Source organism: Tumebacillus avium (assembly GCF_002162355.1).
GTDB lineage: Bacteria > Bacillota > Bacilli > Tumebacillales > Tumebacillaceae > Tumebacillus_A > Tumebacillus_A avium.
Genome location: NZ_CP021434.1, coordinates 3,362,535 through 3,378,274 on the forward strand (window position 1 = coordinate 3,362,535; position 15,740 = coordinate 3,378,274).

Sequence of the window (15,740 nt, forward strand, 5' to 3'; positions counted from 1 at the left end):
ACGAGAAAGCTGTGCAAAGGAGGTATCCGACATGTCTGTCTGGTCGCAGTTAAGCCGCTTGTTGACGGTAGACGATACGATCATAGATGAAGACTTTTCGCTGATCGGCGACGACGAGGGGGAGGACGGGGATCAGGCACAGGAGGATGCTCAACAGGACCGGCCACACAAAAAGAAATCGCAACCGAGATCACAGACGAGTGATCAGGAGTCGAAGCAGAAAACTGATCAGAAAACTGAGCAGAAGTCTGAACAGCAGGCAGAGTCTGAGCCGCCGATGGAGCGTACCAAGCGGGGATTTGTGAAACCGCGCAAGATCGGAGCGCAGGCCAGGCAGCAGGAGCCAAAGGAAAAAGCGGAAGTTCCTGCACCAGCCGCCCGCAAATCAAAAGTTAAGCTGCAGCAGAAGAAACGCCAGCAACCTGCCCCTGCGAAAGAGACCGTGCAACCGCCGCAAAAGAAGCCCGACCATCAGGTGAAAGTGCCCGATCAGGTGCCGGACGAATTGAGCGCCAATCTGTCGGTCAATCGGGCGATGGTGGAAAACATCTTCTTTCTGCCGCAAAACGCAGACGTGATCATCCGCGACTTCACGATTACATCAGATACCCCGATCAAAGCGATCGCAGTATTTCTGGAAGGCATGTCCGACAAGACGATTATCAACAACAACATCCTGGAGCCGCTGATGCTGTTCTCCGGCCTGCCCGCGCACGATACGACCCGGACGCGCGTGCAGATGGTCAAAGAACGTCTCCTGCCCGGCAATCAGATCATGGAGTTCGGCAAATGGGACGATGTCAAAAACGGCATCTTAAGCGGCTCCACCGCCCTCTTCCTCGACGGTGCAGACAAAGCCCTGCTCATGGAGACGAAAGGCTGGGAACACCGCGGCGTCAGCGATACGAAAACGGAGACGGTCGTGCGCGGCCCGCATGACGCATTTAATGAAAACCTGCGCACCAACACCGGCCTCGTGCGCTCGCGCTTCCGCTCGGAGCGGCTGATCACCGAAATGATGCAGGTTGGCGTCCTGGCTCCGACAGACATCGCCATCATGTACGTGCAGGGTCTGACCAACAAAAAGCTGGTCGGAGAGATCAGACGCCGCATCCAAGCGATCGACATCGACTTTCTGCAGGACAGCGGGACGCTGGAGCAACTGATCGAAGAGTCCCGCAAATCTTTTATCCCGAAAATGATGGCGACAGAGCGCCCGGATCGCGTGGCTGCCTTTCTGTCGGAAGGCTTTGTCGCGATCTTTGTCGGGCACAGCCCGTATGTGCTGATCGCGCCGTCCCTGCTGTTTTCGATGCTGCATACGGCGGAAGACGTGTACATCGCCTTTCCGTTTGGCACGTTCATCCGCATCATCCGCTTTGTCGCTTTTGTTATCGCCATACTGCTGCCCGGCACTTACATCGCGGTGACCAATTATCACCCGGAGATGATCCCGACCGACCTGATGCTGACCATTGCCTCGGCCCGCGAACGGGTGCCGTTTCCGGCTGTCGTCGAGGTGCTGCTGATGGAGTTGGCGCTGGAATTGATCCGGGAAGCAGGGATCCGGATTCCCAATGTCATCGGTCCGACGATCGGCATCGTCGGCGCTTTGATTCTCGGACAGGCGGCCGTCGAAGCGGGCGTCGTGTCCCCGCTGCTCGTTATCGTGGTGGCGGTGACGGCGCTGGCGGCGTTTACGATGCCCAACTACAACATGTCGTTTGCGGTGCGCACGCTGCGCTTCGTCTTTATTTTTGCGGCGGCAGGGTGGGGCTTTTACGGCATCACACTCGCCATCATGGTCACGTTGATGCACTGGGCCACGCTGAAATCGTTTGGCGTGCCGATCCTGTCTCCGCTTGCGCCCCGGCAAAAGGCATCGATGGATGTCATCCTGCGCGGTCCGGTCTATCGAAACGAAGTGCGGCCGGTATCGCTCCGGCCGCAGGATGCGGTGCGCCAGGAAAAGATCATCCGCAAATGGGCGCCAGAAGTGCGCGACTCCGCCGAAGCGAAACACAAGATGCTGGAAGACATGAAGCAACCCACCCTTTCGCCGCGCAACGATGTGCAAGTGGAGCCAAAGTTCCGCGAGGGGGGAGACACGGATGATTAAAACCGGACATCTGGGACGGCTGGAACTGCTGTCCTTATGCGTGTTGGCTTCGGTCGCCGATGCGGCGCTGATCTACCCGCAGCAGCTTGTGCTGTTTGGGCTGTCGGCCGGGTGGATGATCCCGCTCGTCTCGATGTTGATCTGTCTGGCCACCTGGGCGGTGATCGGGCCGATGCTGGTCAAAGCAGGGCCCAAAGGCGATCTGATCTCGCTCTCCAAGCGCTATTTGGGGCCGTTGCAACTGCCAGTGCTGCTGATCATCGCCCTCTATCTGCTGATCGACGTCACCGCTTTGACCCGCGGGTTTGCCGAAGCGGTGATCACCACCGTTTTGCCGCGTTCACCGATCTCTTTTATCTCGATTCCCTTTCTGCTGGCGGTGCTCTACTATGCCTACCAAGGGGTCGAAGGTTTGTCCCGCGTTTCGTGGCTGGTGATGCCGGGAACGCTGTTAAGTTTCCTCGGACTGCTGCTTTTGAACGCGAACTGGTTCTCGTATGAATACCTGTTCCCGCTCTGGGGCAGCGGCCCGGTAAAAATCGGCATCGGCGGTGTGCTGTTCACGAGCGTATTCTTGCACCTCCTGATCCTGATGGTCCTCGGCACGAGGCTGCGCGACCGGCGGGATATGGTGAAGATCGGGTATTGGAGCATCGTCTTGACCGCTCTGATGTATGCGTTAATCACGTTTGTGTTCATCTTGGCCTTTTCACCGGACGGGGCGATGCGCTCGCCGTTTCCGATGTACCAGTTGGGACGCCTGATCTACATCGGACGCTTTTTTCAGCGGTTGGAAGCGTTGTTTGTCTTTGTCTGGGTGACGCTCGCGCTGATCAAGACGTCCGTGTCGCTTTGGATGATCTGCTACCTGACCGCCTCGGCGTTTCGGATGCCGGTCTATCGGCCTTTGGTGTTTCCGATCGGGCTGATTATCTATGCGCTGATGTTTTACCCGCCGGGATTTGCCGAACTGATCGAGTGGAACAACAAATACATTTTGACCTGGGGCTGGGTGATCGTCATCTTGCTGCCGGTGCTCTTGACCTATTATTTCCGCATGCGGCAGCGCAAGGAGGAACAACGAGATGAGTCCACTGCGAAAACGGCTTAGCCTGCTGGTGATCGCGGCGCTGATCATCCCGCTGCTGACCGGCTGCTATGACCGGATCGAGCTGGAAGGGATGGCGTTTGTCGTTGCGATGGGGATCGACAAAGGACCGGATCAGACGGTTGACGTCACGGCACGCATCGCCATCCCCAGCGCCATGCCGGGAGGAGACGGTGGCGGCGGAGGAAACGCCGGAGGCGGCGGAAGCACGCAAAACAGCCAGGGCAGCAAGCCGATCACCGTGCGCGCCAAGACGCTTGCCGAAGCGCTCACGCTGCTCAACGCCACGGTGGAACGCCGGGTCTCCCTGCTGCATCTCACGTCGATCCTGATCTCTGACTCGATCTCGCGGGACGGAATGATCAACTATCTGCGCCCGCTGGTGCGAAATCGGGAAGTCAGGCGGACGCTGACGATCACGTTTACCAAAGGCGAGGCGCGGGAAGTGTTCCTGTCCAATGATCCGGTGGTGGAGCGGTCGTCGACGCGCTGGCAGGAGGCGATCTATGAGGTCGGGCGGTACTCGTGGCTGAACGCGACCAAGAAGCTGCATGAATTTGTCGTGTCGCTGGAAACGCCGTTCGAAGATCCATACGGCCCGGTGATGACGGTAAACAAGGCGGTGAAAAAACAGAAGGAGAACAGCCAAAACGGATCAGGAGACGGCGGGGACGGGTTGGAAGAGCGCATGCCTTCCTATAAACCGGGCCAACTGGCCCGGCTTGGCGGGAACAACCTCGATATGATCGGGGCCGCGATCTTTCGCAATGACAAACTGGTCACCTACCTGGACGGTTTAGACACCCGGCTCTTGCTGATGGTGCGCGGGGAAATCGCCCGCACCCAGATGGATTTTGACGACCCGCTGGCCAAAGGGAAATTGGTTGGGGTCGAGCTGAAACACGCCCGTTCGCCGGAGATCACCGTTGATTTTTCCAAAAAGCCGGTGCAGGTGCGCGTGCGCCAGAAACTCGAAGGCGATCTGATCGGTGTACAGGGTGATGCGGACTATATTCTGCCGAAAAATATGAACCAGGTGGAGCAAAGCATCTCCAAGGAACTGAAGGAACGGCAGACCAAACTGATCTCCCGGCTGTTTCACCAGTACCAGGCAGAACCGTTTGGCATTTTTAAAAAGGCGAGAACACAATTTGCCACCGGGCAGGAAATGAACGATATCAAGTTCCGGGAGCTCTTGAAAGATGCGGAAGTCACGACGGACGTCGACTTGCAGTTGCGCCGCTTCGGGGTGCAGATGGCCCCGGTCGTCGGGAAATAGGAGGGAGTTCATGATGCGCTGGGCAGGGCTCTTGCTGCAATTGGCCATTCCGGCGATAGTCGCAATCTACACGGTTAACTTTGGACGCTGGATGAAAAAACACAACCATCTTCTGGGTGCTTTCGGCGCCTATCTGCTCGCCGCCGCCGCGTTTTTGCTGTCTTGCTGGTCGGTGCTGCGCAACAACTCGTAGACCACTGGGCGCAGTGGTCTATCTTTTTTCTTCTCCCCCGATGTGATAGGGTTGAATTATCAGAATCGAGAGAGGGAATGGCATGAACAACGAGATCAAACGCGAACTGTCCGCCATCGTCGGAGCGGGATGGATGCTCGATACACCAAATGAATTGCACGTTTATTCGTACGATGCCACGCCGCTCTATCAGGCGATGCCCGACGCGGTGGTGATGCCCGCATCGGTGGAGGAGACGGCGGCGATCCTGCAGGTGGCCAACCGCCACCGCATCCCGATCGTCTCGCGCGGATCGGGCACCAACCTTTGCGGCGGCACGGTGCCGACCGAAGGGGGGATCGTGCTGGTCACCAACCGCTTGAATGACCTGCACGAGATCGACGAGGAGAACCTGACCGCCACTTTTGGCCCGGGGCTGATCACCGCCGAACTGCATGCGGCGGTGGAAGCGGTTGGGCTGTTTTATCCGCCCGATCCGGGCTCGATGCGCATCTCGACGATGGGCGGCAATGTTGCAGAATGCGCCGGCGGGATGCGCGGCTTGAAATACGGCGTGACGAAAGATTACATCATGGGCCTGCAGGCGGTGCTGCCAAGCGGCGAAGTGCTGCGCTTTGGCGGCAAAAACGCCAAAGACGTCGCGGGCTACGACATCACCAAGCTGCTCGTCGGCTCGGAAGGCACCTTGGCGGTGGTGACGGAGGTCACGGCGAAGCTGCTGCCGCTGCCCAAGGCCAAGCAGACGCTGGTCGCCTACTACAACGACCTGACCGATGCGGCGCGAACGGTGCAGCGGGTGATCGCCGAAAAAATCATCCCGGCGACGATGGAGTTTCTCGATGCGGAGACGATGCGCGTCGTCGAGGAATTTGCCCGCATCGGTCTGCCTCTCGATATGAAAGCGATGCTGTTGATCGAGCAGGACGGGACGGATGCGCAGGTCGAGCAGGACATCCTGCGCATCGCTGAGATCTGCCGCCGCGAAGGGGCGACCGCAGTGCGCACCGCCGAAACGCCGGAAGAAGGGGCGAAGCTGATGGCGGCGAGACGTGCCGCGTTGTCGGCCTTGGCCCGCGTGAAGCCGACGACGATTCTCGAAGACGCGACCGTGCCGCGCTCCCACTTGGCGGAGATGGTCGAGCAGGTCGGCGTGATCGCGAAAAAATACGATGTGCAGATCTGCACGTTTGGGCACGCCGGTGACGGCAACCTGCACCCGACCTGCATGACCGATGAGCGGGACCAAGACGAGATTCACCGCGTGGAGCTGGCTTTTCAGGAGATCTTTCATGCGGCGATCAAGCTCGGCGGCACGATCACCGGCGAGCACGGGGTCGGCATCGCCAAAGCGGGCTATCTCGACCTGAAAGTAGGCGCGGGCGGCATTGAGCTGATGAAGCGGATCAAAGAAGCGTTCGACCCGCACGGCATCATGAATCCGGGCAAGATGTTTGCGAAAGACACACGGCGCAGAGTGGTGGTGAACACGCATGAGTGCGGACACAAGCATGGCTAATCGGAGCTCCAACCTGATCCAGTTGCTCGACAAATTTGATACGGAAGAGATTCTCAACTGCATGCAATGCGGCTTTTGCCTGCCCGCCTGTCCGACCTACCGCCAGACCGGCAAGGAGTCGGCGTCGCCGCGCGGCCGCATTTCGCTGATGAAAGGCGTGTCGGAAGGCCGGCTGGAGGCGGATGCGGAGTTTGAAGCGAACATGTACCTCTGCCTCGGCTGCCGGGCCTGCGAGACAGCATGTCCGGCCGGTGTGCCGTATGGCAGCCTCGTCGAGACGGCAAGGGAAGTGGCGGAAGGCGTCAAAGGAGCAGCGTCGCCTTTGCGCGATTTTATCTTTCAAGAAATGTTCCCGCATCCGAAGCGATTGGAACTGCTCGGCGCGGGTCTGTGGGCGGCACAAGTCACCGGGCTGCAGGCGTTGGCCGACAAGACGGGGCTGATCAACATCCTGCCGCGCCCGATGCGCGAGATGCAGTCGGCGGTCGACACGATCGCTTCGCCGTGGGCGCGGATGCAGCGCGAAGAAGTGGTGCGGGCAGAAGGCGTGCAGACGCTGAAAGTTGGGCTGTTCACCGGCTGCATCATGGACGTGATGTTTTTCGAAACCAACCAAAACACGGCCCAAGTGCTGGCCAAAGCAGGCTGTGAAGTGGTGTTTGTCGCAGAACAGGCCTGCTGCGGCGCGCTCCATGCCCATGCCGGCGAAAAGAGCGGCGCGGTGGAGCTGGCCAAGCGCAACATCGAAGCGTTTGAAGCGTCCGGCGTCGATCTGATCGTCAACAACGCGGGCGGCTGCGGGGCGGCGCTCAAAGAGTACCACCACTGGTTCCACGACGACCCGGTCTGGAAGGAGCGGGCGCAGGCGTTTGTCGCGAAAATGCGCGACGCCAATGAACTGCTCGCCGAACTCCCTCCGCTCCCTTTGTCAAGGAACTGAACGCCAAAGTGACTTATCAGGACTCCTGCCACCTCGCACATGGGCAAGGGGTGCGCCTGCAGCCGAGACAGCTTTTGAAAAGCATTCCCGGCGCTCAGTATGTGGAGATGAGAGGCGCCGATCAGTGCTGCGGGTCGGCGGGCATCTACAACATCACCAACTTCGACATGTCGATGGAGATCCTCGACGACAAGATGAAGCACGTGGAAAAAACGGAGGCGCACTATGTGGTCACCTCCAACCCGGGCTGCCTGCTGCAGATGAAAAAAGGCATCGAGCGCGCCGGACAGCATGGACGGATGCAGGCGGTGCACATCATGGATTTGATCGCCGGTTTATTGTAGTCTTCTTGAGTGAAACGGAAAAACGGCGAGCCCTAAGGCTCGCCGTTGCTGCTTTGCTGGTCGTTGCCGCGTTCACGCCGTTTCCACTTCAGACTGAGGATGCCGGGGATCAGCCAAACCGTGATTTCCTCCAACTCCAAATTCATGAAGTTCATACGGTGTCACCTCCCAATCGGGTAGGCAACCGCAGACGACCGGTTTCCCGCTCTCGTTCTATATCTATGTGCCGTTCGCAAGTAACATGACGAAGAGATCGATCAGGCGCACGGAATCAAAGGACATCCCAAGCGGCAAGCACAGCCCAAGCGCAATCAGCGAGACTCCGGCCAGCATCGGTGCATATTCTTTGATGCGTTGCATGGGTATCGACCATCCTTTCCTGTTAAGAAGTACGCAGCGGGACTCGCCAATGTGAGGGTCGTCACAGATTAGGACGGAACAAGCGTGGAAAAAGTTTCATGTCGGTTGCTCTTCGACAGCGAACTACATAAAGTACGGTAGCGGCAGTTTGGAGGTGGCAGCATGGAGGAGCGCGTGCGCCAAGAGCAGGGAACGGCGAAGTTTGCCGTCGTGTTTCTGGTGATCTTTGCTTTGGGCTTTATCTTAGCGGAAACGATGCCCGATCAGCAGCAGGCCAACCTGCTGGCCGTGGTGTTTGGCGTCTGTCTGGCATTGACTGGGGCGAGCATTGCGGAAGAAAACGAAAAGAGAGCTTCCTCGTCATGAGGAAGCTTTCTTTTTGTCAAGCTTATTTCTTGCTTTCTGCCGCCGCTTTGATGGCGCGGGCGACATTGATCTGGCCATAGCCGTAATACTCGTCCGGACCGTCCGGGCCGAGATCGTCCGCCGTCTCCTCGAGGATGGTGCGGACTTCGTCTGGCGTGAGGTCGCCGTTGATCGAGCGGATCAGCGCAGCGACGCCGGCGACGTGCGGCGAGGCCATCGAAGTGCCGGACAGCGCCGCATAGCGGTTGTTCGGATAGGTGCTTGGGATCGCCACGCCCGGCGCGGACACGGACGTGTGCTGGCCATAGTTGGAGAAGTTGGCCGACTCGTTGTTTTCATCGTTGGCGGCGACTCCGATCACTTCTTCGTAGGCGGCCGGATAGCTCGGGTCGGAGATGCCGTCGTTGCCCATCGCCGCGACGAGTACAACGCCTTTTTCATACGCATAGCGAATCGCTTCATGCAGATAGTCGGAACCGGCATATTCGCCAAGCGACAGGTTGATCACGTCGGCGCCATGGTCGGCCGCCCAGACGATGCCGTCGGCGATGTCAAGCACGGAGCCGGAGCCGTCCGCGTCCATCGCTTTGACCGGCATGATCTTGCCGGCCCAGTCGATGCCGGCGATGCCTTCGAGGTTGTTGGTGCGCGCCGCGATCACGCCGGCGACGTGCGTGCCATGGCCGTTGTCGTCTTGCGGGCGGTTGGTGCCGGTGATCATGTTGCGGCCGGCGACCAGTTGCCCTTTAAATTCCGGATGGTTCAAGTCAACACCGGTATCGACGACGGCGATGATCACTTTCGGATCGCCGGTCGTTGTCTGCCAGGCTTTGTCGGCGGAGATCAGCGGCAGGTTCCACTGGTTGCTGCCGTAAAACATGTCGTTGGGCTGCTCGACCGTCCGATGCGTTTCGGCGGGCGATGTTGTGGTGGTGTTCGGATGCAGTTTGATATGCTGCTCGGCGATCAGCGCGCCGTTGCGCTTAAAGTAGGAGATCGCTTCGGACGGCGCGACGCCAAAGGAGAACAAATAGGTGTGGCGCGAATTTTTGCGAAGCAGACTGCCGCTGATGTCGCGGGCAAATCGTTTGATCTCTGCATCGGTCAGGTCGCGGGAGAAGCGCACGATCAATTCGTTTTGCATGATCTGCGCGTGTTTGGCGCCGCGGTCCTGTACGGAGGTGACGCGGACTTTCCAGGCGGTGCCTTCAACTTTTGCTTCCGCCTTTTTGGCGTTCATCTGTTGGATGCGGATGCCGCCGGTCGGGCCGGATTCGGTTTTCTTCAGCATTTCGTTTTTGCCGTCCATGCCGAGCAGCCGGGTGTCGGTGCCCATCTGGCGGTCTTGCAGCGCGATGATCTTGTTCATATGCCCCATCTCCACATCGGCCGACAGCGCGCCGGTCACTTTCGAGTCGCCGAGCACAGGAACGCCGACGGTCATTGCAATCTTTTCTTTCGGATCGCCGGCATGCTTTTTGGTGTAGAGATCGGATACGTAAAAATCATCGTTTTGCGTGGTTTTGTAGGCTTGATTGTTGAGATCCTGACGCAGTACGCGGCCGACGGTGATCGGTTCGCCGTTGTCGCTTTGCAGAGTCATCGAGACGAACTGCGGATGCATCTTCAGATGATGCTGGAGCATCGCCCGCTTTTCCGCTGCGGTCTGCGTGTGGGCGAGCTCGTTGGTGATATCGGTCAGCATGATCCGGCAGTCGCGCACGCAAAGCGCCGCGGTGCGGGCGATGTCGCGGGCGACCAGATCTTCGTTGCCGGCTGTCTTTTTGGCCAGAATCTGTTGCACTTCAGCCGTGCGGGCATTGTTGGTAACTCCCGGTTGCCGCGCCGGACCTGCTTCTGATCGCCTGATCGGGTCCGGCTGCGCGTCATGCCAGAACAAAGGAACCATAAGGCCGAGTGTGAGCGCAGTGATCACGCCCCATTTGGCGCGCCGATTCATACAGATTACCTCCCTTGAGTCAACGTTTCCAAGGTAGTATCTGCGCTCTGTGGCAGGAGTATGAAACGGGATGATGCGGATACTACTGGAAGGTATGATCGTTCGAGGAGGTGGGGAGACAAGCATGAAGGGTTCGTTTTCCATGATCGGCAAAAAGGTTTGGAACCGGCATCTGCTGCACGCATCTCTCTCCAACTCGGTGTTTCAGCTTCTGGTGTCGCTTGGCTTTATGACGCTGATCTTTCGGTTCACTCCGCCATTTTTCGGCGGCGACCTCGACACGGCACGGGGCTATCTCTCCACGGTCGCTTCGACGCTGGCGACGATTCTCGCCTTGTCGTTTTCGATGATCATGGTCGCGATTCAGCTGACGGCGAGCAAATACACGCACCGCGTGCTCGACTTTTTCGTGCGCTTTCCATTTAATACGACGCTGATTGCCTTTTATTTTGGGACGATCTTTCACGCGATCTACCTGCTGTCGATGATCGAAGACCATCCCAGCGACCGTCCGTCCAACTGGCTGGCACAGGGGATGAGCGCCGATCTGCTTTTGTTGATCATGTGTTTTACGGCGCTGATCACCTATCTGTATTTTGTGATCCAGCTCTTGAAGCCGGAGACGATCGTCTACGCGATTCAGCGCGAGTATGTCACCGCCTACCAAGGCGGGGACTATCAGGAAGCCTTGGACAAAGTCGAGCAGATCTGCGACATCGCCAAAAAAGCGGTCTCAGAGATGGATGCGGTGACGGCGGTGTTTTGTGTGGAAAACATCGCAGAGATGATGCACGGAGCCAAGCTGCCGAGCGAAGACGCCGACGATGTGCTCTGGTATCACGAAAAGATCGTCGGGCAGCTGATCGGCATCGCGTCGATCTCGTTTAAAGAGCGCGAGACGGCGGTGTCGGGACGCATCCTCGATGAACTGCACGAGATGGGGATGCGCTATGCGGAAAGCGGGTCGCTGAAAGCGGCGGGGAGCGTGATCGACGCTTTCGCCTTGATCGTGCGCAACAATCTCGTCGGACAGCAGATGGTGAATATGATCCAGCAGGCGGTGGAGCAGATCTTTTCGATCACCTGCCATGTGGTCAAGAACCGGGAGATGACGAAAGATACGTCCAGGTTCGTGTTGTCGTCGTTTCAAAACCTTGGCGAAATCGGCAAACTGGTGATCAAAAATGAGACGTACGGGCACAGTTTTGTGGCGAAATGCATCGTGTCACATGCGTTTGGACAACTGCTCAGCACGATCATCGGGCCAGAGGGGCACAAGACGCTGGGCGTGGTGCGGGCGCTGTTGTTTGAGTACATGAAGCTCGCCAAACGGCTGATCCTGAAGTCGGAGATCATCGATATCGTGCAGATCACGACGTGGCTGCGCAAGGAGATGATCCCGCATCGCGACCAGCCGAACCGCACCTATCCGTACCTGTATCTGTTTCTGCTGATGACATCCGAAGCGGTCTATCTGCGGCGCACCGACATCGTGATGCTGCTGATCCGGGCGGTCGGGAAATATTTTGCGCCGGACCAGAAGCTTTTGCTGACCTTGTGCAGAAGCCGGCTGGAGATTCGGCGTTTTTTTGACTACCATGAACCGGAGCGCTATCTGATCAAAGCGTTTGTGCTCTGGCAGGGCTATCATGCCTACACGTCGATGTATCCGTCCGGCCCGGAGCGGCAGATCGAGCTGAGCGGGGCGGTGGAAGACCAGAGCGCATGGCGCGATCTGTTTGACGGCCTCGACCCGGAGATGTTTTTGGGCGGCGGGACGACACATTAAGGCGAATGATGCAGGAGTTTGTCGAGCGGGGGTCGAATGGGTACAAGAAGTTTGGGTGATTTTTACAAGCCCTGCAAAGGAGAATTCGGACATGCGCAACATTGGCACAGGGAAGGTTGAATTTTTTCTGACCGACGGCAGCATTCGCGATTATGAAGGGGAAGTGGAGATCAGCGCTGACCGCGTCGTGGTCACCGAGATCATCAACATCAACGGGCGTCCCGCCGGAGCCCGCGAGATCAGCTTGCCGAAAGGGCAATGCGTGATCTATTGGGTGCCGGAAGTATACGAAGAGGTATAAGTCACAAGATGACATACCCGCGTGCGAGCGATCGGGCGGTATGTCATTTTTGTTTTGAGAATATGGTAAATATTGGGGTGTTAGCATGCAGATGGACATTGCAAAAATTGAATCTGGGGAGCAGGAAGCACAACTGCGCTCCTTTTTGGCAGCCGACCCGTATTACGGGCTGTTTTTCAGCGGCAACTTGCGGGCGATGGGGCTGACCGATCCGATTTTGGACTATTGGGGCGGTTATGTGAAGGGCCGGCTGGCTGCCGTGCTGATGCGGTATCGCGCAAACTGGTCGATTTTGACGCAGGAGGAAGCGCTTGATCTGTCGCCGATGATCCGGCTGGCGGAAGATTCCGGGACGGTCAATACGATCACCGGGCGCGTGTGGGTGGTGGAGCGCTTTGAGCAGCAATTGACCCGCTTTGTGGTCGCGGAGCCGTCACACAACTATTTCTGCACGCTGCGGGCGGAAAAATTTGCCCCGGCGTCCATCGACGGCGTGCGTCAGGCATTCAGCGCGGACGGAGAGAAGATTCGCGAGCTGTACCAGGGCGGAGAGATGGATTATTTGACACCCGAGATCTTCCGCCGCCGCATCGAGCGGGAAGGGGCGCGCTGCTATGTGCTGGAAGCGGAAGACGGGCGATTGCTGGCCTGTGCGATGACCTTGGTCGAGACCGACTTGGCGGCGATGATCGGCACGGTGTACACACATCCGAACGAGCGCGGCAAAGGTTATGCGTCGCGGGTGATGAGCGCGCTCTGTGCGGCGCTGTTGCAGGACGGCAAAGAGCCGTGCTTGTTCTATTCGAACCCGGCGGCGGGCAGCGTCTATCTGCGGCTCGGGTTTGCAGATATCGGAACCTTCAAAATGACCGATTTCCAAGCCAAATAAAAAGAGACCGGCGCGCCAAGGCGGCAGACGGTCTCCCGAAGTGTGATGCCGTATGTAAGATGAGGTTAAAACGAAGTATGGCGGGCGAAATGGTCCAGGACGCGCGGCAGATCTTCCTGCCAGAAGCCCCAGGTGTGGTCTTTGTCGTATTCGGCGTAGTCGACATCAACGCCGCACGTTTGCAGCAGGTCGCGCATCTTGCGGTTGAGCGCCAGAATGTCGATCGTTTTGCCGGAGGAGGACTGGAAGTTCTCTTCCTGCAGGCCAACGACTTGATAGACCGGCACGGTGGCGAGGCTTTTGCCGGCCGCTTCCACTTCGGCGTAGGACGAGTCGCGGAAAGCGCCCGACTGCAAGGCCAGATAATGGAACTTGCGCGGATAGGTGAGCAAGGTGTGGAGCGCGGCGGTCGCACCCAGCGACGAGCCTAAGATTCCGCGCGCCGGCCCCATCGGGAAGGCGGTGAAGCGCTCTTCGATGGCGGGCACCAACTCGTCGGCGAAAAAGCGCACATACGCCTTGTGCTTGCTGCCTTCCGGGTGATACTCTTCGCGGCGGACGCTTTTGTCGACCGGAGTGAAGACGACCAGAAAACGCCGTTGATTCCGGTCTTGAAACCTTTCGTTGAGCAAGGTGATCATCCGGCCCATCGACTCGTAGTCGGAGCCGTCGTTGATGTAGAGCACGGGGTATTTATAGAGTGGTGAATAATTGTGCGGCAGATAGACGTGGGCTTCGCGGGTCTCGCCTAAAAATTGGCTCTGGATCTCCACCCGTTCCACGGTGCCGGTCGGTTGCTTCTCGAGCGACATGAACATTCCTCCTCGTTCGATTCTTTCTTATTATACCATTCTCAAAGCCTGTCCGTTGTAGTATGCTTGTACGCATGAGCAAAACGGTTTTTCGTAAAGGGGAGTATGTGGTGTGAAGTCCTTTCTCAGAATTTTTCCGTATGTCTTAGTATTCGTTCTCGTCTTATTGCTGCAGGTCAAGCTGGATGCGGATAACCGCGTCTTGCCGTATTTGGAACCGTACGGACGTGAGACGGCGATCGGCACCGCCACGCCTAACCGACCGGCTCAGGTGCTTGGCGAGAACCGCTATGCCTGGCTGTCCGGGCAGGAGCTCGTGCTGGCTCAGATCGACCCGGCCAAACAGAAGAGCGAATTGGAGAAGCGCCCGTTGCCTTCTCCCGATATCTATACGACCACAACATTTAAGCTGAGCGGCTCCGACATCTATTGGGTCGGGGAGAAACGCGTGCTGAAACATGCTGCCTGGGAAAACGGTGCCTGGAGCGCCGCGAAAACGTTTGACCCCGGCGTGATCTCTCTGGAACTGCTCCAGCTTGGCAAGCAGCCGTACCTGCTGGTCGGGACGGAAAAAGGGATGAAGATCTATCAGGCGTCCGGCGCGGCGCTGAAAGAGGTCGCCAACTTCCCGCAGCAGCGCACCGTCTATGTGGACGGCGCGGTCGACCAACAAGGCCTGGCGCACATCGCCATGCTGGAGCAGGTCGGCGTGGAGAGCTACAACCTGCTGCACCTGACGTATGACGGGGCCGCACAGAAAGCATCTCCGAAACATCTGGTCAAAGCGCTGTCGGTCGGCACCTCGAACTTGATCGATGAAATGGTGTACGGCATGGACAAAACGCACGGCTATTATTTCCTGACCTACAAATCATCGCGCAAATCGACCACCGAACTGCGTGCCGTCTCATTTGCCCTAAACGACCCGTCTGCGAAGACGGCAAAAGACATGAAGCTGATTCCGAAAACGATGGTCGGCGAAGACGCGCCGAACTCCAACGGGCCGTATGTGCGTCCGATTCAGGAGGAGAAGCTGCAGTTCGCCTTTGTGGCCGACTTCGGGAAAAATCCGCGCAACACGGGGCGCGAAGTGCTGTTCTCGTCGATGCAAAACGGCAAGTGGCAGCAGGATGATCTGACCCGCGTCTCCAACTTGAACTCGTTGGGCTTCAACCCGGTGTTCGACAAGCAAGGCGATACGACCACAACGCTGTTCATGAAGTTCGCCAAGCTGAAAACGTACGATGTGTTGTACAACTCGGATGACCCGGCGTATGCGGCGGCGACCAACAAGATGGGCAAGGACGACTACACGCGGGCGGCGATGGAAGTGCCGCAATATCTCGGCATGTCGATCATGATGCTCGTCATCGCCTTCGCGTGGCCGATGCTGCCGTTTGCGTACCTGTTCTACCTGGTGATGAAGAAGGAAGACGTGCTGTACGATCAGCCCAACCGTCACCTGTTCATCTCTGTGGTCTTGTATCTGGCCACGCAGATCGTCGTGTTCCTGAAATACGGCAATCTGGACACGTTGTACTATTACATGCCGACGTGGCTGCAGTCCGGCTTTGCCGTGGCGATGCTGTTCGTGGTGCTGGCGGTGACGTCGTATGCGTTTACCGCGATCTATGCCCGCACCCGCTATGAGCGCAGTGCGATGGGAGAATTCTCGTATTTCCTCGGCATCAACGTCTGGACGGTCACCTTGGCCTTGTCCTACTATCTGGCAGGTTAACAGGAAGCCCCTGATCATCATGATCA

Annotated in this window: 14 protein-coding genes and 1 pseudogene; 11 read left to right on the forward strand and 4 right to left on the reverse strand. The window is 58.0% G+C overall.

Annotated elements, in window-relative coordinates:
* Positions 1-31: 31 nt before the first annotated feature.
* The 6 genes and pseudogenes from CBW65_RS16345 to CBW65_RS16370 all read left to right on the forward strand — a co-directional run bounded on the left by CBW65_RS16345 (position 32) and on the right by CBW65_RS16370 (position 7,499).
* Entirely contained in the window at positions 32-2,119 is a 2,088-nt protein-coding gene (locus tag CBW65_RS16345; RefSeq protein ID WP_087457714.1) for a spore germination protein, read from the forward strand.
* Positions 2,112-3,230: a GerAB/ArcD/ProY family transporter gene (locus tag CBW65_RS16350; RefSeq protein WP_087457715.1), complete on the forward strand. Its 1,119-nt coding sequence runs from the start codon at positions 2,112-2,114 to the stop codon at positions 3,228-3,230. Before CBW65_RS16345 ends, CBW65_RS16350 begins: the two co-directional genes overlap by 8 nt.
* The gene (locus tag CBW65_RS16355) at positions 3,205-4,506 is read left to right on the forward strand and encodes a Ger(x)C family spore germination protein (protein ID WP_087457716.1); all 1,302 of its coding nucleotides are present in this window, start codon (positions 3,205-3,207) and stop codon (positions 4,504-4,506) included. Before CBW65_RS16350 ends, CBW65_RS16355 begins: the two co-directional genes overlap by 26 nt.
* Before the next feature lie 10 nt (positions 4,507-4,516).
* The gene (locus tag CBW65_RS16360) at positions 4,517-4,699 is read left to right on the forward strand and encodes a hypothetical protein (RefSeq protein ID WP_157721989.1); all 183 of its coding nucleotides are present in this window, start codon (positions 4,517-4,519) and stop codon (positions 4,697-4,699) included.
* A gap of 82 nt (positions 4,700-4,781) precedes the next feature.
* A complete protein-coding gene (locus CBW65_RS16365) occupies positions 4,782-6,215 on the forward strand; it encodes an FAD-binding oxidoreductase (protein WP_087457718.1) in 1,434 nt (477 codons plus the stop codon).
* A pseudogene (locus tag CBW65_RS16370) lies at positions 6,208-7,499 on the forward strand ((Fe-S)-binding protein). The gene CBW65_RS16365 and the pseudogene CBW65_RS16370 overlap by 8 nt, the downstream one beginning before the upstream one ends.
* A gap of 32 nt (positions 7,500-7,531) precedes the next feature.
* Here the strand turns inward: CBW65_RS16370 and CBW65_RS25145 are convergent.
* Both CBW65_RS25145 and CBW65_RS24315 read right to left on the reverse strand, forming a co-directional pair.
* Entirely contained in the window at positions 7,532-7,654 is a 123-nt protein-coding gene (locus CBW65_RS25145; protein WP_269767954.1) for a hypothetical protein, read from the reverse strand.
* 64 nt (positions 7,655-7,718) lie between these two features.
* The gene (locus tag CBW65_RS24315) at positions 7,719-7,859 is read right to left on the reverse strand and encodes a hypothetical protein (RefSeq protein ID WP_157721990.1); all 141 of its coding nucleotides are present in this window, start codon (positions 7,857-7,859) and stop codon (positions 7,719-7,721) included.
* A gap of 162 nt (positions 7,860-8,021) precedes the next feature.
* On the opposite strand from CBW65_RS24315, the gene CBW65_RS16375 reads away from it, so the two are divergent.
* Complete coding sequence (locus tag CBW65_RS16375; RefSeq protein ID WP_087457719.1) at positions 8,022-8,225, forward strand: hypothetical protein; 204 nt, start codon at positions 8,022-8,024, stop codon at positions 8,223-8,225.
* A 22-nt stretch (positions 8,226-8,247) separates the two neighbouring features.
* On the opposite strand, the gene CBW65_RS16380 is transcribed toward CBW65_RS16375, so the two are convergent.
* On the reverse strand, positions 8,248-10,185 hold the full coding sequence (locus tag CBW65_RS16380; protein ID WP_157721991.1) for a S8 family serine peptidase: 1,938 nt from the start codon (positions 10,183-10,185) through the stop codon (positions 8,248-8,250).
* A gap of 124 nt (positions 10,186-10,309) precedes the next feature.
* Here CBW65_RS16380 and CBW65_RS16385 point away from each other — a divergent pair, with 124 nt between their 5' ends.
* The 3 genes from CBW65_RS16385 to CBW65_RS16395 all read left to right on the forward strand — a co-directional run bounded on the left by CBW65_RS16385 (position 10,310) and on the right by CBW65_RS16395 (position 13,164).
* Complete coding sequence (locus CBW65_RS16385; protein WP_157721992.1) at positions 10,310-11,974, forward strand: DUF2254 family protein; 1,665 nt, start codon at positions 10,310-10,312, stop codon at positions 11,972-11,974.
* Positions 11,975-12,065: 91 nt separating this feature from the next.
* Entirely contained in the window at positions 12,066-12,275 is a 210-nt protein-coding gene (locus tag CBW65_RS16390; protein WP_087457721.1) for a hypothetical protein, read from the forward strand.
* A 91-nt stretch (positions 12,276-12,366) separates the two neighbouring features.
* Entirely contained in the window at positions 12,367-13,164 is a 798-nt protein-coding gene (locus CBW65_RS16395; protein ID WP_157721993.1) for a GNAT family N-acetyltransferase, read from the forward strand.
* Between the two features lie 65 nt (positions 13,165-13,229).
* On the opposite strand, the gene CBW65_RS16400 is transcribed toward CBW65_RS16395, so the two are convergent.
* Entirely contained in the window at positions 13,230-13,976 is a 747-nt protein-coding gene (locus CBW65_RS16400; protein WP_157721994.1) for an alpha/beta hydrolase, read from the reverse strand.
* Between the two features lie 112 nt (positions 13,977-14,088).
* Between CBW65_RS16400 and CBW65_RS16405 the strand changes: the two genes are divergently transcribed.
* A complete protein-coding gene (locus tag CBW65_RS16405) occupies positions 14,089-15,714 on the forward strand; it encodes a hypothetical protein (protein WP_087457724.1) in 1,626 nt (541 codons plus the stop codon).
* Positions 15,715-15,740 lie beyond the last annotated feature (26 nt).

Bases quoted from the DNA above. Each gene is read 5' to 3' on its own strand.
- CBW65_RS16360 (WP_157721989.1), top strand. From the start codon at position 4,517: ATGATGCGCTGGGCAGGGCTCTTGCTGCAATTGGCCATTCCGGCGATA.
- CBW65_RS25145 (WP_269767954.1), bottom strand. From the start codon at position 7,654: ATGAACTTCATGAATTTGGAGTTGGAGGAAATCACGGTTTGGCTGATC.
- CBW65_RS16400 (WP_157721994.1), bottom strand. From the start codon at position 13,976: ATGTCGCTCGAGAAGCAACCGACCGGCACCGTGGAACGGGTGGAGATC.
- CBW65_RS16380 (WP_157721991.1), bottom strand. From the start codon at position 10,185: ATGAATCGGCGCGCCAAATGGGGCGTGATCACTGCGCTCACACTCGGC.
- CBW65_RS16390 (WP_087457721.1), top strand. From the start codon at position 12,066: ATGCGCAACATTGGCACAGGGAAGGTTGAATTTTTTCTGACCGACGGC.
- CBW65_RS16345 (WP_087457714.1), top strand. From the start codon at position 32: ATGTCTGTCTGGTCGCAGTTAAGCCGCTTGTTGACGGTAGACGATACG.
- CBW65_RS16375 (WP_087457719.1), top strand. From the start codon at position 8,022: ATGGAGGAGCGCGTGCGCCAAGAGCAGGGAACGGCGAAGTTTGCCGTC.
- CBW65_RS16350 (WP_087457715.1), top strand. From the start codon at position 2,112: ATGATTAAAACCGGACATCTGGGACGGCTGGAACTGCTGTCCTTATGC.
- CBW65_RS16385 (WP_157721992.1), top strand. From the start codon at position 10,310: ATGAAGGGTTCGTTTTCCATGATCGGCAAAAAGGTTTGGAACCGGCAT.
- CBW65_RS24315 (WP_157721990.1), bottom strand. From the start codon at position 7,859: ATGCAACGCATCAAAGAATATGCACCGATGCTGGCCGGAGTCTCGCTG.
- CBW65_RS16395 (WP_157721993.1), top strand. From the start codon at position 12,367: ATGGACATTGCAAAAATTGAATCTGGGGAGCAGGAAGCACAACTGCGC.
- CBW65_RS16355 (WP_087457716.1), top strand. From the start codon at position 3,205: ATGAGTCCACTGCGAAAACGGCTTAGCCTGCTGGTGATCGCGGCGCTG.
- CBW65_RS16365 (WP_087457718.1), top strand. From the start codon at position 4,782: ATGAACAACGAGATCAAACGCGAACTGTCCGCCATCGTCGGAGCGGGA.